The sequence below is a fragment of the Kiloniella litopenaei genome, from assembly GCF_000982415.1.
GTDB lineage: Bacteria > Pseudomonadota > Alphaproteobacteria > Kiloniellales > Kiloniellaceae > Kiloniella > Kiloniella litopenaei.
The window spans coordinates 151217-169857 of record NZ_LANI01000018.1 but is presented as its reverse complement, the minus strand read 5'-3'; the positions used below and the strand labels follow the sequence as shown (position 1 = coordinate 169857).

The following is an 18641-nucleotide window of genomic DNA, read 5'->3' as shown; positions in this document are numbered from 1 at the left end:
TATGCCAGACCCCATATCATGGAGCCACGTGGCTCCCTTTTATCTGTTAGCATTTGCAGGCAGCTATCTGTTGGGGTCTGTTCCTTTCGGGCTAGTCATTACCCGTCTCTTTGGTTTGGGTGATATTCGTCAAATCGGATCAGGAAACATAGGGGCCACTAATGTACTCCGCACAGGCCGCAAAGGTCTCGCCTTTCTCACTCTGATCTGCGATAGCGGCAAAGGCGCAGCTGCCGTTCTGATCGCGGGTCTTTGGGGACCGGATCTCGCACTGATCGCGGCCCTTGGCTCCGTACTGGGGCACCTTTTCCCTGTTTGGCTTAAATTCAAGGGTGGAAAAGGTGTCGCGACAACCCTGGGGGTCGTCATCTCCCTTTCTTGGATGGTTGGCCTTGTTGCCTGCCTGACTTGGCTACTCACGGCTCTAACCCTACGCATGTCATCCCTGTCTGCGTTGATGGCAATGCTGGCGACACCCATTGCGGTCTGGTTTATTCATCATGACCTTCAAATGGTTGAATTAACAGCACTGTTAGCTATTCTGGTTTGGGTGCGTCACCATGAAAACATCAAGCGTCTGATCAAAGGTGAAGAGCCTAAAATCGGACAAAAGAAATGATCATTTCAATAAGAATGTCTTTTTCAACATAACACTCCGGGGTTGACTCATCCCTCGACAACACCCCAAATAAAGGTATGTTGAACACCATAAAGCCCCCCAAAGATCTGCAAGAAAAACTTGATTGGCTTCAATTAATCCGATCCAGATCTATCGGACCAATAACTTTTTACAAGCTACTGGAACGTTTCGGATCAGCGCATGAGGCTTTGAAAGCCCTAAGCGCAAAAGCCATAAAGAATAATCAAAAAGATCCTGTCGCAAGTCGATTAAATATAGATCTTGAACTAGCAAGAATTGAAAAATTTGGGGCACAACTCATTGCTTGTGGTGAAGAGAATTACCCGCCTTTACTTGCACAAATTCCCGATGCTCCCCCCTTGCTTCAGGTGATTGGGAATACAAAGTTTCTCAAGAAAAAAACGATCGCAATTGTCGGCGCCAGAAATGCGTCCGCAAACGGGATCAATTTAGCAAAGGAGCTGGCACAGGACCTCGGAAAGTTCGGCTTCCTCATTGCATCAGGCCTTGCCAGAGGTATTGATACCGCAGCTCATCAAGGGGCAATAGAGAATGGAACAATTGCCGCTGTGGCCGGCGGATTGGATATAATTTATCCCCCAGAAAATAGATCGCTCTATGAAGCAATTATCGAGCACGGGGCTCTTATCTCTGAAATGCCTTTGGGAAGCGAGCCGCAAGCCAAACACTTCCCGCGCCGTAATCGTCTGGTTTCCGGTCTGAGCCGGGGTGTTGTGGTTATAGAAGCATCTCTTAAATCCGGATCGATGATTACCGCCAGACTGGCACAGGAACAAGGGCGAGAGACCATGGCAATACCGGGTAGCCCCCTTGACCCCAGAAGCAAGGGTGGAAACGCCTTGATCAAACAAGGTGCAATCTTGGTTGAAACAGCCCAGGATATTGCCGAAGCATTAGAACGCCCCTTTGATCCGCCAATAAAAAAGGAGCCCCAAAAAAAGGTTACGACCGAACTATCCACACCACTTCTAGACACCGTAATTGAGAAAAAAATACCTGTTGATGCGGTTGATGCTCGACTTTCTGTAAAAGAGTTGTTAGGTCCTAGCCCAGTATATGTAGATGACCTGCTCCGACAGAGCCAGCTATCACCAACAGAATTAAATGGTATTTTGCTGGAATTTGAATTGGCAGGACAGATCGAATGGCAACCGGGAAACCGCGTCGCCTTGATCACTTGAGGGATCGATTGTGGAACCTCTTGTCGAAAAATTAAGATATCGGGCATAAACCCAGATATTATAATATTGGTACCAGAGTATTAAGTAACAGAACATATTTCTGTTTGTAAGCGAAAATTTTAGACGTAGGTAGTACCCGAAGCTATGAACATTGTCGTTGTTGAATCACCGGCGAAAGCCAAAACAATCAACAAATATCTGGGCGAAGATTATCATGTCCTCGCCAGTTACGGGCACGTGCGCGACCTTCCCCCAAAGGATGGATCTGTCGACCCCGAAGAAGACTTTGCAATGTCATGGCAGGTGGACAGCGGATCTGAAAAACGTCTGAAAGATATTATCGCTGCACTAAAAGATGCCGATCAACTGATCCTCGCGACTGACCCCGACAGAGAGGGAGAAGCGATTTCCTGGCATCTGGCTGAAGAACTTGAAAGACGGAAAAAGCTCAAGGGTAAAAAAGTTTCCCGGGTTGTTTTTAACGAAGTAACCAAAACGGCGATCCAGCAAGCCTTCTCTGAACCCAGAGAGCTTAACATGGAACTGGTCGAGGCCTACCTCGCCCGTCGTGCTCTTGATTATCTGTTTGGCTTTACACTATCACCTGTTCTATGGCGCAAGTTACCGGGAAGTCGTTCAGCTGGCCGCGTTCAATCAGTGGCCCTTCGCCTGATTTGTGACAGAGAATCCGAGATTGAGATTTTCAAACCACAGGAATACTGGACCGTTGATGCCAAGCTTTCGACGGCAGATGGACAAAAGTATGGCGCGCGTCTAACGCACCTTAGAGGTAACAAACTCGATAAATTCGATCTTGCCAATGCTACGTTGGCTCAAGACGCTGTAGATCTACTGGAAGATGCCACCAGCTTCACCATTAAAACGGTAGAGAAAAAGCAATCTCGTAGAAACCCGCAACCGCCCTTTACAACTTCTACACTACAACAGGAAGCGTCTCGTAAACTGGGCTTTGGCGCATCCCGCACCATGCGTATTGCCCAAAAGCTTTATGAGGGTATTGACCTCGGCGGAGAAACTGTCGGTCTGATTACCTATATGCGTACAGATGGCGTCACCCTTTCAGCTGATGCCATAGCTTCTGGTCGCGACCTTATTGCCAAGCAATATGGCAAAGACTATCTGCCTGCCAACCCACGGGTTTATAAGAGCAAGGCAAAGAACGCACAGGAAGCCCACGAAGCGATCCGCCCCACAAACCTCAATTTACTCCCACGGGATGTCGTTTCGCACCTTGATGACGAAGGACGTAAACTCTATGAACTGATCTGGAACAGAACCGTCGCCAGTCAGATGGAAAGTGCGATTCTGGATCAGGTTGCTGTGGACATCGACGTTGCCCAAGGACAAGCCGTTCTTCGTGCCAATGGTTCTGTTTTAAGATTTGATGGCTTCCTGAAGCTTTACCAGGAAGACAAAGATGATGAAAAAGACGGACAGGATGATGACCGCCGCCTTCCTAAGTTGACAGAAGGCGATGTTGCCAACCGTGAAGAGATCGAAAAAGAACAGCACTTCACACAGCCTCCGCCGCGTTATTCAGAAGCCAGCCTCGTTAAGAAAATGGAAGAACTGGGCATAGGCCGCCCATCGACCTATGCGTCTATCATTCAGGTTCTACAAGACCGTGATTACGTTGTTCTGGAAAAGAAACGCTTCAAACCCGAAGACCGCGGGCGCATCGTTGTCACCTTCTTGCGCAACTTCTTCTCTAAATACGTCGAGTTCAACTTTACCGCTGATCTTGAAACACAACTTGATGATATTTCTGCTGGCTCTGTTGACTGGAAAAAGGTTCTCAGAGGTTTCTGGGAAGCATTCCACTCTGCCGTAGATGAAACCAAAGGCTTGACGATCACAGAGGTTATTGAAGCCTTGGACGAAGATCTCAGCGACCACTTCTTCCCAACACCAGAAGACGCCAATGCTAAACATCCGAGAGAGTGCCCAACCTGTGACGATGGACGTCTGGGTATCAAACTGGGTAAAACCGGTGGCTTCATTGGTTGTTCGAACTATCCCGAGTGTCGTTATACACGCCAGCTTTCTTTACCTGATGGCGAAGGCGGGGAAAACGATCTCAGTCAACCAAAAGAACTTGGTATAGACCCGGCAACGGAACTTGCCGTAACACTCCGCAAAGGCCCCTATGGCGTTTACGTTCAGTTGGGCGAAGCCATTGAGAAAACCAAACCTAAGCGCGTCTCCATTCCCAAGGGAACACCGATCAGCGATGTAACCTTTGAACTTGCGCAAGGATTGCTCTCGCTACCGCGTGATATTGGCCCTCACCCGGATGACGGTGCCATGATTATTGCCGGCATTGGGCGCTTTGGTCCTTACGTAAAGCATGGATCAACCTTTAAATCACTAACCAAGGATGATGATGTTCTTGTTGTCGGCCTGAACCGCGCTGTTGCTCTGATTGCCGAGGCACCTAAGCGTGGCCCGGCCGCAGCGCTGAGAACAATCGGTGCGCATCCGGAAGATAGCGTTGATATTACGGTTCATTCCGGCAGATACGGTCCCTATGTGAAATGGAACAAAGTGAACGCTTCGTTACCCAAAGACAAAGAAGTCGACACTATTACACTGGATGAAGCTGTCGAGCTTTTAACAAAGCAACTGGAAAAGAAAGGCGCGAAGAAAAAAACGCCTGCAAAGAAGAAAGCCCCAGCCAAGAAAACAACCGCTAAAAAAGCGACAGCTAAAAAGACGACAACAAAGAAAACAACAGCCGCAAAGAAACCTGCGGCAAAAAAGGCACCCGCGAAAAAAACAACAAAAACTGAAGAATAGATGTTAGGAAAAGGGCGTGGCCTCTGATCGAAAATCCCCGCCCTTTCCCACAAAGGAAGCGGTTTTAGACTTTATCGAGCAATCTCCAACTGCGGTTGGAAAGCGTGAGATTGCGCGCGCTTTTAATTTACGTGGCAATGACAAAATCCCCCTGAAACAGCTTTTAAAAGAGCTAAAGGACGAGGGTCATTTTGGGCGTGGCGCGAAACAGCGTAAGAATAATATCGATGGTCGGTTGCCCCCTGTTCAGGTTATCGAACTGACACGGATCGACAGCGACGGAGAACTTATTGCCGTTCCCGCCGCATGGGAAGAAGATCACCCGGCACCTATGATTTATGTTTTGCCTGATCGCAAAAGCAAATTTGATTTGGTGGTGGGGGACCGTATCCTTGCCAAGCTCAAAAGGCTTGATAACAAAAGCTATCAGGGTATTCCGATCCGAAAGCTTGAAGCTGCCCCTCTCAAAATACTCGGCATCTATCAGATAACAGAAGAAGGCGGTTTCGTTCGGCCCGTTGATAAAAAAGCAAAGAAGGATTTTATTCTAAATCCGGATTATGCCAAAACCGCAAAACACGGCGAGCTTGTTCTGTGTGAAATTCGCAAAGGGCGCTCTCGCAAAGGCCTCAAAGAAGTAAAGGTCGTCGAGGTTCTTGGTGGAATAGACAGCCCCCGTGCACTTAGCCTGGTGGCTATTCACGAACGCAATATTCCCAACCAGTTCCCTGAAGAGGTCCTGGAAGAAGCTGCCGCAGCAAAACAAACCACATTGGGCACAAGAACCGATCTCCGTGACCTTGCACTGGTGACAATTGACGGCGCTGATGCCCGTGACTTTGACGATGCAGTGTGGGCTGAACCAGATCCTGATAATGAAGGTGGCTGGCACATCATCGTGGCCATTGCCGATGTTGCCCACTACGTAAGATCAGGAAGTCCGCTGGATGACGAAGCCCAAACACGCGGCAATTCGACCTACTTTGCTGATCGGGTTGTCCCCATGCTTCCAGAGGCCCTGTCCAACGGATGGTGCTCGTTAAAGCCCAATGAAGACCGCCCTTCAATGGCAGTCCATATGTGGATTGATGCAGATGGCGAACTCAGAAAGCACAAATTTGTCCGGGCGCTCATTCGCTCTCAAGCCCGATTGACCTACGAAGAAGTCCAGGAAGCGCTTAACGGTTACCCAAGCGACAAAACAGCTGATCTGCTTGATCCTGTGTTAAAGCCGTTAAAAGGTGCTTATGACACCATGCTCAAAGCCCGTCATAAACGGGGAACACTGGAGCTGGAAATACCTGAATTTCAAGTTGTCATGGACGAATCAGGTGAGGTCACAGATATTGTAAAACGCCAAAGGCTCGACAGTCATAAACTAATCGAAGAGTTTATGATCATGGCAAATGTTGCCGCAGCGATAGAGCTTGAAAGCAAGCAACTTCCATGCATGTACCGGGTTCACGAAGCACCTGATCCTGTTAAGATCGAAGGTCTCGCCGACAGTTTACACGGCATGGGGATTAAATTCGCCAAGGGACAGGTTATTCGCCCCAAAGTTCTGACACAGGTTTTGGAACGTGCTTCGGACTTACCAGAGGCAAAATTAATCAACGAACTCATTCTCAGAGCGCAAAGTCAGGCCAGATACGACGCCACCAATCTGGGCCATTTTGGCCTTGCCCTGACAAGATATGCGCACTTTACATCGCCGATACGACGCTATTCCGATCTTATGGTTCATCGCGCCCTGATCAAAGGCCTGAAACTTGGCGACGATGGCCTGACAAGTGCTGAAACCACAAAGTTCAACGATATTGCGGAACATATCTCGGCAACAGAACGTCGCTCTGCAGCGGCGGAACGTGATACGATCAACCGTTTCACAGCATCATTCTTTTCCAAAAAAATTGGTACCATCTATCCCGGAAAGATCAATGGTGTGCACCGTGCCGGTCTTTTCATCACCTTGGATGAAACCGGGGCAGATGGGCTGGTCCCCATGTCCTACCTCCCGGACGACTATTACATTCATGATGAAAAAAATCACAGCCTGACCGGACGCCGTTGGGGACGCGAATATCACCTTGGTGATAGTGTTATGGTGCGAATCTTTGAATCCAATCCTATTACTGGCGGTATTGCGTTGCGCATTGTAGAAGGTGACGGTGATGAAGAAACATCCTCATTCAAAGCGAAAACCAATAAAAAGAATGATCGAAAACGAAATAAAATCGGTACCAGATCAAAAAGATCGCCCGGAAAAAACAGACGAAGATAGTTAATCAAAGTAACGACAGAGCAGATTTCATTCCTTACACCTTGATATAATTAAAAATATGCTCTTAATGTATGTCATGAGCAATAAGCCCGTGTTTTGTAATTATGAAAGAGGAGACTAGGTGGATGCCTATAATTTTTCAGCCGCATCTTTACCTTCTCAATACGAATCGAGCATCAAGGATACTTTCTGTATTCCTGTTGGTCTTCCTCTCTGCGTGCGGCACGCCCAATCTAAATAGAAATTACTCTCACCAATACCCTGACAATGCAGAGTTTGAACAAAAAACAGCAACGGCTTTGTACGCCGATGCTTTTGAACACATTGTTAATTACTATATCGAAGAAATTGACGCCTCTAGACTTGCACTTGCTGCGATGGATAACCTCGCAACTCTGGATCCTGAAATAGATATTATTGATGCAGGAAGTTCACTAACTTTCACCTATTCTGGCGAAGCAATTTCCCGACACAGTTATCCTTCGACCATAGATCATCAAGCTTGGGCCCGATTGACAGCGTCTGTAGTCTCAGAAGCTTCAACCTTTTCACCTGCTCTGAGACGTGCAACCGGGGAACAAATTCATCAAGCTATTTTTGATGGTGTCGCAGGCGAGTTGGATAAATTTTCACGCTATTCTAACCCAGACAAAGCGCTGGCATATAGAGATAATAGAAATGGATTCTCGGGTATTGGTATTCGTTATGTAAAAGACAAGACTGGCGCTCGAATCGTATCTGTTATGGAAAACACACCAGCCTTGGCCGTTGGCCTTAAAGAAGGCGATATAATTATCGAGGTTGATGGAACAGACATTAGCCAGCTTCCTGAAACAGAGATCACAAAATTGATGAAGGGGCCTAAAAATACATCTGTCGAATTAGCAATTAATCGTGCCAATGTTGCTTCCCCCCTCATCTACAAAATAACCCGTAAAAAAATCGTCGTTCAAACTGTGTTCTATAAGCGGATGGGAAATATTGCGTATATACAAATATCCAGCTTTAACAAACAAACACCGCAAAACCTGTTAACAAAAGTAAGAACAGCTCAAAAGGAAATCGGGGATGATCTTTTGGGGTATATCTTGGACCTAAGAGATAACGGCGGTGGTATAAAAGCAGCTTCGGTCACCTCTGCTGATCTTTTTATATCCAGCGGGACAATTTCTTCGGTACAAGGGCGAAACCCTAAAAGCCATGATTTGAGCATAGCGAAAAGCAGGGATGTTGCCAAAGGCCAACCAATCATTGTGTTAATCAACGCAAACTCAGCATCTTCTTCAGAAATTCTTGCCGCTGGCCTACAGGATTCCGGAAGAGCTCTGATTGTCGGTAGTAATTCCTATGGTAAAGGGACTGTTCAAAGCATTAATGAACTACCCAATGGTGGGGAATTTAGAGTTACCTGGGCAAAGTTCTTGGCACCATCAGGCTACGCGATTCATGACCGGGGCATCATACCCAATGTCTGTACCACAAATGGAAATTACCGTTCAGCAGATGACATGATGGATCGACTACAATCCGGCACATTGGAAATGACCTATCCCCTACACAATAAAGCATCCGATAATGAAGACCTGGAACAAATAAGAGCCTCGTGCCCACAAACAACAGAGATGATGGAAATCGATTTAGAAGTTGCGAAATCCCTGATAAATTCATCAAAGCTGTTTAATATGGCTAAAAACAATACAAACTCAACAACGTCTGAGCTTATAAATTGAGCCCTAAAACGCAGTAATTTTTTGTATTTTGCTACGAAACTGTTCACAACGAAGAAAATGTAAGAACAAGGCTTGACTTCAAGGCATAAAACGTTATGTTTCGCCCCTGTTATATTTGTAATTTTAGCGCGATGAGGATTTCGCTATGGCTAAGCCAGCTACTCAACTAATTCGCATGGTAAGCACCGCGGACACTGGCTACTTTTATGTAGCAAAGAAAAACCCGCGCACACTTACTGAAAAACTCGAGCTACGCAAATACGATCCCGTTGCGCGCAAGCACGTTATTTTCAAAGAAGCGAAAATGAAATAAGCTTTTGAAGCTTAAAGTAAAAAGGCCGCTTGATGCGGCCTTTTTTGTGTCTGTTACAAACAGTAACGATCTTTCATTTCTCAGACCGTGACAGTATGACCACCCGCTGGATTTTTACTGGAATGTTCAATACACACACAATTACGTCCCATTGATTTTGCATCGTATAAAGCCGTATCAGCGCGTGCCAGAAGGCTATCAGCCATTTCCATTGGATCAGAAGTTGTCGCAACCCCGACAGAGATTGTGATTGTCAATGGATCTTCTGAACCCGGCACCTCAATAGGTTTATCCCCTACTCGCCTTCTCAAGCGTTCAGCAACCGTAAAGGCCTGTTCCGAGGAAGCACTCGGCATAATCACTACAAATTCTTCTCCGCCATATCGGGCAAGCATATCAAAATCACGAATTGCATCAGCAACACGCTTCGCAAGGACTTTGAGAACTTCATCTCCGCTGGCATGCCCATAGGTATCATTCACTTTTTTAAAGTGATCAATATCAAACATAAGGGTTGATACTGGCTTTGCTGTTTCTGCAATCTCCATGATAGCACGATCCAAGTGTGCGTTCATGTAACGTCGGTTAAACACCCCTGTGAGAGGGTCTGTATACGCCATTGCCACACTTTTCTTAAGCATGTCAGTCAATCGGTCATGATAGCGCCGGCGTTTAATTTGAGTCTTACAACGCGCCCGCAATTCGTTTGGATCAATTGGCTTAACCAGATAATCAGTAACACCGATATCAAGACCTTTTGCCAACTGCGACAGATTTTCCTCTTCCAGTACCAAAAGGATTGGAACGTGGCGCGTTTCTTCATGGGCGCGTAGTTGAGAACATAGTCTCAACCCATCTTCACCCCCAAGATCAAGTGCAACAATAAAAAGGTCGTAAGACTTTTCCTGACCAAGCTCAATAACCTCTCGTGGATTTCGGCAATGGTCGACGTTGTGTTCCAATTCAGTAAGGAAGTTAATAATTTTGCTTGCAGCTAAATCATTAGTTTCAGCCAACAATATATTAGCATTTGAGATAGCTTCATCTTCATCTGATACGCCTGAACCAATGGATTCAAATCGTGAAGAAGCTTCTTGTCGAACACGTAATTCGTCGGTCATCATTTTGAGCCGAACCAGCGAACGAACACGCGCAAAAAGGGCGACATCATTAAGTGGTTTTGTCAGAAAATCGTCCGCGCCAACCTCAAGACCACGAACCCTGTCACTGACCTCACTAAGGGCGGTAACCATTACAACAGGTATGTGACGCATCTTAGGGTCGCTTTTTAAGCGGCTACAAACTTCGTACCCGTCCATGCCAGGCATCATTACATCCAACAGAATGATATCCGGCATTTCTTTTGCAGCGATTTCTAGTGCGGATTGCCCATCAGAAGCAGTTATCACCTCGAAATACTCTGCCATCAGCTTTGCTTCTAAAAGCCTGACATTAGCAGGTATATCGTCTACGACCAGAATCCTTGCCGCCATAAATGCTGCACTCTTTCAATATTATAAAATAAAACTGACGAGAAAATTCTTTAGTTCAGGAATCTTTCGACGGTTTCTAAAAACTTCGTAACAGAGATGGGTTTAGGAATATAAGCTTCACAACCACCTTCTCTGATTTTTTCTTCGTCCCCCTTCATGGCAAAAGCCGTTACAGCAATCACGGGAATAGCACGAAGATTATCATCTTCCTTAAGCCATTTTGTTACTTCCAGCCCGGAGACTTCAGGCAACTGGATATCCATCAGGATCAGGTCGGGTTTATGGGTTCGTGCTATTGAGAGCGCCTCCATACCATCTTTGGACTGGAGGATATTATAGCCTTGAGCTTCCAGTAAATCGTGGAAAAGCTTCATATTCAGTTCGTTATCTTCGACAACAAGAACAGTTTTTTCTTTGTTAGTCTGCATAGATGTTTCCTGCCGATGCCTCCTAAAAACACATGGAGAGCCCAATGCGCTTCATTAAATGTCTCAGGTGATTAACCATGTTCACCGAAACAATACCCTTGAATGCCACACTACTCAACTTTAGTTAACATAAGGTAACGGAAATATTGTTAAAATTAACAATAAAAGCATTTTTTTGCCTCTAACCCCCTAAAATCCCAAAAACTTTAACTCTCAAGTTGTATTGACACAAGCTCTTACACGCCTAAATTCATTGTAATTCCATCAGGTAACATCTTGCTAAAATCAGAACATAAAGAGTATAAAATAAGAACAATAAATAAACGTGAATTTCCATGCCGGACCTATGCAGAGACTGTTTTCATTGGCGTGAAACACCACCAGTTTCACAAGACAAGCCCAATCGCTGTGAAAGATGCCATTCACCCAGATTAATCAATCACCCTGAACTCAGCACCCTTACGATGGCGCACATTGATTGTGATGCATTCTACGCAAGCGTAGAAAAAAGAGACCGACCAGAGTTACAAGATAAACCCGTGATAATAGGCGGGGGCAAAAGAGGTGTGGTCTCTACAGCATGTTATCTGGCACGGCTTTATGGTGTTAAGTCGGCCATGCCCATGTTCAAGGCGCTCAAGGCCTGCCCCTCTGCTATTGTTGTAAAACCAAACATGTACAAATATAGAGAAGAAGGCCTTAAAATTCGAAGCATGATGCAGGCTTTGACCCCCTTGGTTGAACCCCTCTCGATTGATGAGGCATTTTTGGATTTATCAGGGACAGAAAAGCTACATGGCCACTGTCCTGCGATTACCCTCGTTAAGCTTATAAAAAGCATAGAGGAAGAAATCGGTATAACGGCTTCTGTAGGTTTAAGTTACAACAAATCCATGGCCAAAATTGCGTCCGATCTGGATAAACCACGGGGCTTCTCTGTCCTTGGACTTGGCAACACGCAGGACTTTCTAAAAGAACAACCAGTTAGAATGATTTGGGGGGTTGGAAAAAGCCTCGAGAGACAACTGCATCAAGACGGCCTTAGGCTTATAAAAGATCTCCTCCCCTACTCAGAAGAGGAGTTAATCAAAAAATACGGGCAGATGGGGCAACGAATGTTCCATTTTATCCGTGGGGAAGATGGCAGAACAGTCAACCCGAAGTCACCAACAAAAAGCATCTCCAATGAAACAACCTTTAATGATGATATAAAAGACTTTGACGAACTCTCTGTTGTGCTATGGCGGCTTTGTGAAAATGTTTCCAGCAACCTTAAGAAAAAGAAATACGCCGCAAGAACCATAAACCTTAAACTTAAAACCTGTGATTTCCGCCTTATCTCTCGCAGCCGAAAAACTTTCGCCCCCACACAGCTCGCCGAAGAGATTTATCAAACGACACTGCCACTGTTAAAAGAGCAGTGTAACGGACAGCGTTTTCGGTTGCTTGGCGTTGGCGGAAGCGACCTGGTCTCACCAGAACATGCCGATCCCCATGATCTGCTGGATCCAGAAAAAGAAAAACGTAAAAAGATTGAAACAGCGCTGGACAAAGTTCGAGATAAACTGGGGAAAGACAGTATTCAAAAAGGACGTTCTTATCAAAAAGCCCCTAAAAAGAACCAATAAAAAATCATCCGTCGATACGTCATACTTCCAGAATACATAGATCAATACTGTTTTGTGACAGCTATTCACATTGCGGAGCACTATGAACTTCAAAATCGACAAGACTGCCTTTTACTGAGAAATCTCCAAAGTCCAAGTCAATAGAAGTCACGACACCATTCTCAAATAGCGTAAGCTTCTGTTCTTGTATCGGCAGTGTATTTTTGGCACCGACTTCATAAAATGCCAAAAAAACTTTCCACGAAGCCTTACCCCTCAATGCAGAAGGGATATTCTTGTCTTCGTTGGGTAAAACAATCGCAGACGCTTGAAAGGCATCCAGCTCTGCCGTGCCATCAAAAACAACCTTGTTCAAAGCTGTTTCACCATTTTTAGCCGCTTGAATAATTTCCTTAAGAAAAGCAGTGGGATAGATTACGTCTTGCATGACAATACTTTGCTTTTCTGGTTCCGTGATTTTTGCCAAAACAGAATTATCGTCATTTGAACGAGAAGACTTTCCGATATAACCGCTTTGGCCAGACAAATTACCATCTTGTTTTACGGTAAAGCGATACTTCTCACCATCCAAGGATTCCCAAGTATTTATTTTGAGATCCATGTCCATACGTTGACCCGTACTGTAAATAACACTCATCTCCAGATCATTTGCCATTAGCCAGCCACGACAATCGCTTGTCAGATCATATGTTATCTGCCCCCCCATACTGTTGATGGCCCCTTGGTGCGAACTATTCAACCGCAGATCATAGATTGCCTTATGCAAAAGCAAATCGTCAGTGTTTTGTTCTGCCAGCCCGGTTTGAACAAACAACATCACCGCAGCAGAAGCCGACAAGCCAAATACTTTTTTCTGCCATTTACGCATAAAGAGATCCATTTCTATAAAACCAAAAGCCTGTTAAGTATCACCATATTCTAGGTACTTATTATTTCAGGCAAGATTGAGGCACCCATAGTGAATTCAATTAATAAGTAAGATAAGATTACGGAATGCCGCCATTGAACTGGTCATACTCTATTTACTGGTCATATTTTACCCAGCGATTACCTATCTTGTAAATTTAATGGCAATAATTGCGTACCAATCACAATAATAAAACCACCCAGAAAACATACGTACCTGTTAAAACAGATAGTTAACAAATAAAACCTCACTGGCATACAAATTGCTTATTCCATTTCGTTATCTAAACAAAAAATGGTGGCGAGTGTGACATATACGGATGCTTTTAACGGATCTGACTCTCTATATCCCGCGGCTTTTGGCAAAAACGATGATATTAAGTCGTCAGCTGATCGGGATAATTTGATGTTTCGATTGCGCCGGATAGCCTATTCCCAGCCCTGTAAAAATAAACCAATAACTGATAAACAGATTATCGAATTATTGGAAGCTGCCGCCCTGGCCGAACAGACACTTTCAGAACAGCATGAACGAATTCGCTATCTGGAAAACCTCTCGATCACAGATGAATTGACCAGCCTGCTTAATCGCCGCGGCTTCCAACTGGAGCTGGATCGAACCCTAAATCGCGCAACACGGACGGGCGACAAAGGTGTACTGGTGATATGCGATATGAATCATTTCAAATCAATAAATGATAGTTATGGCCATATGGCCGGTGACTGTGTTCTGAAAGAAGTAGCAAAAACATTAGTAAAACACTGTCGAAAAAGTGATTACATTGCACGGTTAAGCGGGGACGAATTCGCAATCTTAATGCCCCACACAGCTCCGGACAGGGTCGAAGCAATCATGGGCAAGCTAAGCAAAATTTTAAACTCACTTATTGTCCGTTGGGGGCAACATGAGATTCCTGTTTCTGTCAGCGTTGGTCATGAAAACTACACAGCGGGCACAAACCCCAATCAGCTACTTCACCTTGCTGATAAATCAATGTACCTCAACAAAGGTAACCAGATAGCTTGTCATCTTGGCACCAAATATATTGAAAAAAGAACACTCTGATTTTTCGCGAGAAATTACCTAAAAATTTGATCTTCCAAAATAAAAAATGCCCTGAAAACTCAGGGCATTTTTTATGATGTACTCACGGTTACTTTTGGCCAAATATCAACGGCCTTAACCATCAAATTCTACAGGCAGCAAATCATCTGCCAAGTAATCGGCACTATCAAAAATCTCTGCAACTTCTTCATGGTTAACAGTATTGTGCACTTTCAGATGATCCGTCTGCACAGCAATTACTGCTATCTCTTCAGAATAAGCAGAAACCTCCATAGGATCTGTAGCCCCTAGTTGAGCATCTTCGGCAAAGTAACTGATCGAAGTTTCCAAATCCGCCACTGCAGCGATCTCTATTTCATCAACAGGTGAAAGCGGCGCTAGCGTAGCTTCGGCGACTTCAAATTCAACATACTCGTCACACAGATCGCCTTCCATTAAGCGGATCAGGGCGCAATCCTGCTGTGCAACCGCAGATATTCCATGATCAGTCAGCGTTTTTCCACTAAAGAAGTAGCTTGCGACATCAACAGCTAAAGACGCAACACCAATAGCAGGCGGCAACGCACATCCGCTCAATGCCAGCGCAAGCGTCGAAGCAACTATAATTTTCCGCATGATATTCCCCCCAGGAATAACGGTAAGCTTTTGAGAATCATGAGTCATTTCGATTCCCAGCGCAAGCGAAATATCAAAAAACATCAAATTTTATCTAATTTACGACGCTTTTTCGACTTCAGGCTGAGGTCATTATCTCTCATTCACAACCACCGCGAGTCAAAATCGCCCTGCTTCATGAGGCAGGGCGATTCGATAATCGTTCGATAAATCCCGGATAAGATCAGGATTTATGATAGAAATTTAGCTCTCTTCTGTATCTTCCAATGGCAGATCAAGCTTGATGTGCAACTCACGCAAACGATCTTCATCAACTTCGGCAGGCGCCTGCATAAGCGGATCTTCGGCCTTGCCGTTCATTGGGAAAGCAATAACTTCACGAATATTCGGTTCATCAGCCAACATCATTACCATGCGATCAACACCCGGCGCTGAACCACCATGTGGAGGTGCACCAAATTTAAACGCAGACAACATACCACCAAAGCTCTCTTCCACATCTTTATTACTGTAGCCAGCAACTTCAAAAGCTTTATACATGATGTCAGGACGGTGGTTACGTATCGCCCCGGAAGACAGCTCAATACCGTTACACACAATATCGTACTGGTAAGCGTTAATAGTAAGTGGATCTTCGTTCTCCAACGCTTCCATCCCGCCCTGTGGCATAGAGAAGGGGTTGTGACTGAAATCGATCTTACCAGTGTCTTCGTCCAATTCGAACATTGGGAAGTCAACGATCCAGCAGAACTTGAAGACGTTCTTATCAAGAAGCTCAAGATCTACACCCAGCTTGTTACGAACGTGACCCGCGAATTTCGCAGCAGCGAGTTCTTTATCACAAGCAAAGAAGACAGCATCGCCATTTTTAAGGCCTGCAGTTTCTTTAATCTGAGCCAGACGCTCTTCATCAAGGTTCTTTGCAATCGGTCCCTTAGGCACACCTTCGTTGTCGTAGATGATGTAACCAAGACCCGCGGCGCCTTCTTTGCGCGCCCAGTCATTGAACTTGTCAAAGAAACTTCGTGGGTTTCCAGCTGTACCCGGTGCCGGAATAGCACGAACAACATTACCGCCCTCGATAGCACGGGCAAAAATGCCAAAACTGGAGCCGCGGAAAGCTTCCGTAACGTCGCTGATCTCGATTGGGTTACGCAGATCCGGTTTATCAGATCCGTATTTAGCCATAGCTTCAGCATATGGGATACGTACGAATGGGTAAGGAGAGACTTCGCGACCTTCGGCAAATTCTTCAAACACACCGTGAAGCACAGGCTCGATTGCGTTGAAGACATCGTCCTGAGTCACATAGCTCATTTCAAAATCGAGCTGATAGAACTCGCCAGGGGAACGGTCAGCACGGCTGTCTTCATCACGGAAACAAGGCGCAATCTGGAAGTAACGATCAACACCACCAACCATCAACAGCTGTTTGAACATCTGTGGGGCCTGTGGCAATGCATAGAATTTACCTGGGTGAATACGGCTTGGAACCAGGAAGTCACGCGCACCTTCCGGGCTGGAAGCTGTCAGAATAGGTGTCTGGATTTCCATGAAATCCTGTTCGATCATGCGGCGGCGCAGGGAAGAAATAACACCAGAACGAAGCTTGAGCTTCTTGACCATCTTCTCACGACGCAGGTCAAGATAGCGATAACGAAGACGAGTATCTTCACCAGCATCTTCATCAGAGTTCACCTGAAGTGGAAGCACTTCTGCACGGGACTGAATATCAAGTTCACGTACACGAACTTCGATTTCACCCGTAGGCAGCGTGTCGTTCACTGTTTCAGGCGTACGTTTAATAACTTCGCCAGTTACAGTAATAACGGATTCAACGCGCGTATTTTCCAGCTTTTCAAAAAGCGGACTGGAAACATCCACCACGCACTGAGTAATACCAAAGCTGTCACGCAGATCGACAAAAAGAAGCTGACCATGGTCACGTTTACGGTGGACCCAACCAGAGAGGCGAACCTGCTGACCTTCGTCAGAAAGGCGCAGTTCAGCACAATTATGGGAACGATAAGGATGCATCGGTATTTCCTTTGGTATTATAGCTGTCTCGATCTAGCATCTCTGTGTGCAGAACAATTTAAAACCGAGAACTTTCAAGTTCAGTAAAAATTGAATCCTGACCCACTGCCAAAATCATAAATTATTCCGTTGGAAAAAGGCATCAGATTGGCAATTTGTCAAGGTTTTGCGCCTCAACTTTAGAGAAACAGGGTAAATAATTTCAACAAGCCGCAAATTATGCTGATATCTACCTCTTGAAACGCGGATTTTACTTATTAACCATATTCACCTTTCTAAGCAGGGGTCAGGCACGTATAGTCGCGTCATGACATTGATTACATCCAATAAAGAACTATCAGATCTTTGCCTGGAATTGGCAAAATCTGATGTCGTAACCGTTGATACAGAGTTTCTTCGGGACCAGACCTATTGGCCCAAGCTCTGTCTTGTACAGCTCGCGGATGCCAACAACTTTGCAGCGATTGATGTGTTGGCCCCTGATATTGACCTGACGCCCCTGTTTGACTTGATGAAAAACCCTGACGTTCTAAAGGTGTTTCATTCCGCACGTCAGGATTTGGAAATTTTTTGTCTTCTCATGGACGAAGTCCCCGCCCCGCTGTTTGATACACAGCTGGCAGCCATGGTTTGTGGTTTTGGCGATTCGATTGGATACGACAATCTCGCCCGCAAATTGCTGAATGTGGAAATTGACAAATCCGCACGTTTCGCAGACTGGTCCAAGCGCCCCCTGACGCCAAAGCAAATATCCTATGCCATTTCCGATGTGACGCACCTGCGCGACATCTATGCCAAGCTGCGGTCGCAAATCGACAAGAGCGGGCGCGAACACTGGCTTGCCGAAGAGATGGCCATTCTGGAAGATCCTGAAACATATCGCCAGGATCCCGATACGGCCTGGCTCAGATTAAAAACCAGATCCAATGATCGACGTTATCTGGCGATTTTGAAAGAGCTTGGCGCATGGCGAGAGCGCGAAGCCCAGCGACGCAACACCCCTCGTAGCAGAGTGGTAAAAGACGAACAGCTGTATGATATTGCCTCTAATCGCCCGACAAATGCCAAGGAACTTTCCAAGACCCGCGGAGTTTCGGTTGATATGGCTGATGGGCGCCTTGGCAAGGAAATCCTGGCCGCGGTTAAGGTGGCAATCGATCTTCCCAAAGATGCCTGCCCCAAGCCCAAGGAGCGTCACATTCCAAATAATGGACTTGCCGCAATCATTGACCTGTTGAGAGTACTGCTCAAACAGTGCTGCGATGAATTCGATGTCGCCCAAAAACTCATCGCCAACAGCAGTGATCTGGAAAAGATTGCAGCAGATGATAACGCCAATGTCCGCGCTCTTTCCGGCTGGCGGCGGGAAGTATTCGGTGACAAAGCCCTGCGGCTCAAAAAAGGTCTTATTGCTCTTAGCATCAAGGATGGCAAGCTTGTCGTGGAGGATCTCGACTAAACGGCAGAGATCTATCTTCCATCTCT

General features: G+C 45.8%; 14 protein-coding genes. 9 read left to right on the top strand and 5 right to left on the bottom strand.

What is annotated here, in order from left to right:
* Position 1 precedes the first annotated feature (1 nt).
* The 6 genes from plsY (at position 2) to rpmG (ending at position 8983) form a co-directional block, all read left to right on the top strand.
* On the top strand, positions 2-619 hold the full coding sequence (gene plsY, locus WH95_RS12590) for a glycerol-3-phosphate 1-O-acyltransferase PlsY (RefSeq protein ID WP_046507755.1): 618 nt from the start codon (positions 2-4) through the stop codon (positions 617-619).
* A 77-nt stretch (positions 620-696) separates the two neighbouring features.
* Entirely contained in the window at positions 697-1842 is a 1146-nt protein-coding gene (dprA, locus tag WH95_RS12585; protein ID WP_046507752.1) for a DNA-processing protein DprA, read from the top strand.
* A 144-nt stretch (positions 1843-1986) separates the two neighbouring features.
* Positions 1987-4659 carry a type I DNA topoisomerase gene (gene topA, locus WH95_RS12580; protein WP_046507750.1) on the top strand — a complete coding sequence of 891 codons (2673 nt, stop codon included), beginning with the start codon at positions 1987-1989 and terminating at the stop codon, positions 4657-4659.
* 16 nt (positions 4660-4675) lie between these two features.
* The gene (rnr, locus tag WH95_RS12575) at positions 4676-6940 is read left to right on the top strand and encodes a ribonuclease R (protein WP_046507745.1); all 2265 of its coding nucleotides are present in this window, start codon (positions 4676-4678) and stop codon (positions 6938-6940) included.
* 125 nt (positions 6941-7065) lie between these two features.
* Entirely contained in the window at positions 7066-8670 is a 1605-nt protein-coding gene (locus WH95_RS12570; RefSeq protein ID WP_046507743.1) for a S41 family peptidase, read from the top strand.
* A gap of 145 nt (positions 8671-8815) precedes the next feature.
* Complete coding sequence (rpmG, locus tag WH95_RS12565; RefSeq protein WP_046507740.1) at positions 8816-8983, top strand: 50S ribosomal protein L33; 168 nt, start codon at positions 8816-8818, stop codon at positions 8981-8983.
* 80 nt (positions 8984-9063) lie between these two features.
* Here rpmG and WH95_RS12560 read toward each other — a convergent pair whose 3' ends face one another.
* Complete coding sequence (locus tag WH95_RS12560; RefSeq protein ID WP_046507738.1) at positions 9064-10476, bottom strand: PleD family two-component system response regulator; 1413 nt, start codon at positions 10474-10476, stop codon at positions 9064-9066.
* Positions 10477-10526: 50 nt separating this feature from the next.
* Positions 10527-10904 carry a response regulator gene (locus tag WH95_RS12555; RefSeq protein WP_046507735.1) on the bottom strand — a complete coding sequence of 126 codons (378 nt, stop codon included), beginning with the start codon at positions 10902-10904 and terminating at the stop codon, positions 10527-10529.
* A 335-nt stretch (positions 10905-11239) separates the two neighbouring features.
* Here WH95_RS12555 and WH95_RS12550 point away from each other — a divergent pair, with 335 nt between their 5' ends.
* Positions 11240-12532 carry a DNA polymerase IV gene (locus WH95_RS12550; RefSeq protein WP_046507732.1) on the top strand — a complete coding sequence of 431 codons (1293 nt, stop codon included), beginning with the start codon at positions 11240-11242 and terminating at the stop codon, positions 12530-12532.
* A gap of 61 nt (positions 12533-12593) precedes the next feature.
* Here WH95_RS12550 and WH95_RS12545 read toward each other — a convergent pair whose 3' ends face one another.
* Positions 12594-13400 carry an EipB family protein gene (locus WH95_RS12545; protein WP_157845958.1) on the bottom strand — a complete coding sequence of 269 codons (807 nt, stop codon included), beginning with the start codon at positions 13398-13400 and terminating at the stop codon, positions 12594-12596.
* A gap of 345 nt (positions 13401-13745) precedes the next feature.
* On the opposite strand from WH95_RS12545, the gene WH95_RS12540 reads away from it, so the two are divergent.
* On the top strand, positions 13746-14504 hold the full coding sequence (locus WH95_RS12540) for a GGDEF domain-containing protein (RefSeq protein ID WP_157845957.1): 759 nt from the start codon (positions 13746-13748) through the stop codon (positions 14502-14504).
* A gap of 114 nt (positions 14505-14618) precedes the next feature.
* Here WH95_RS12540 and WH95_RS12535 read toward each other — a convergent pair whose 3' ends face one another.
* Together WH95_RS12535 and aspS are read right to left on the bottom strand one after the other, a co-directional pair.
* The gene (locus WH95_RS12535; RefSeq protein ID WP_157845956.1) at positions 14619-15167 is read right to left on the bottom strand and encodes a hypothetical protein; all 549 of its coding nucleotides are present in this window, start codon (positions 15165-15167) and stop codon (positions 14619-14621) included.
* Between the two features lie 195 nt (positions 15168-15362).
* Positions 15363-17156 carry an aspartate--tRNA ligase gene (gene aspS / locus WH95_RS12530; RefSeq protein ID WP_046507724.1) on the bottom strand — a complete coding sequence of 598 codons (1794 nt, stop codon included), beginning with the start codon at positions 17154-17156 and terminating at the stop codon, positions 15363-15365.
* A gap of 307 nt (positions 17157-17463) precedes the next feature.
* Between aspS and rnd the strand changes: the two genes are divergently transcribed.
* A complete protein-coding gene (rnd, locus tag WH95_RS12525; RefSeq protein ID WP_046507721.1) occupies positions 17464-18615 on the top strand; it encodes a ribonuclease D in 1152 nt (383 codons plus the stop codon).
* Positions 18616-18641 lie beyond the last annotated feature (26 nt).

What these genes read in the sequence shown, in the direction of transcription:
- plsY (WP_046507755.1), top strand. Translation starts at nt 2, where the DNA reads ATGCCAGACCCCATATCATGGAGCCACGTGGCTCCCTTTTATCTGTTA.
- dprA (WP_046507752.1), top strand. Translation starts at nt 697, where the DNA reads ATGTTGAACACCATAAAGCCCCCCAAAGATCTGCAAGAAAAACTTGAT.
- topA (WP_046507750.1), top strand. Translation starts at nt 1,987, where the DNA reads ATGAACATTGTCGTTGTTGAATCACCGGCGAAAGCCAAAACAATCAAC.
- WH95_RS12570 (WP_046507743.1), top strand. Translation starts at nt 7,066, where the DNA reads ATGCCTATAATTTTTCAGCCGCATCTTTACCTTCTCAATACGAATCGA.
- rpmG (WP_046507740.1), top strand. Translation starts at nt 8,816, where the DNA reads ATGGCTAAGCCAGCTACTCAACTAATTCGCATGGTAAGCACCGCGGAC.
- WH95_RS12560 (WP_046507738.1), bottom strand. Translation starts at nt 10,476, where the DNA reads ATGGCGGCAAGGATTCTGGTCGTAGACGATATACCTGCTAATGTCAGG.
- WH95_RS12555 (WP_046507735.1), bottom strand. Translation starts at nt 10,904, where the DNA reads ATGCAGACTAACAAAGAAAAAACTGTTCTTGTTGTCGAAGATAACGAA.
- WH95_RS12550 (WP_046507732.1), top strand. Translation starts at nt 11,240, where the DNA reads ATGCCGGACCTATGCAGAGACTGTTTTCATTGGCGTGAAACACCACCA.
- WH95_RS12545 (WP_157845958.1), bottom strand. Translation starts at nt 13,400, where the DNA reads ATGCGTAAATGGCAGAAAAAAGTATTTGGCTTGTCGGCTTCTGCTGCG.
- WH95_RS12535 (WP_157845956.1), bottom strand. Translation starts at nt 15,167, where the DNA reads ATGACTCATGATTCTCAAAAGCTTACCGTTATTCCTGGGGGGAATATC.
- aspS (WP_046507724.1), bottom strand. Translation starts at nt 17,156, where the DNA reads ATGCATCCTTATCGTTCCCATAATTGTGCTGAACTGCGCCTTTCTGAC.
- rnd (WP_046507721.1), top strand. Translation starts at nt 17,464, where the DNA reads ATGACATTGATTACATCCAATAAAGAACTATCAGATCTTTGCCTGGAA.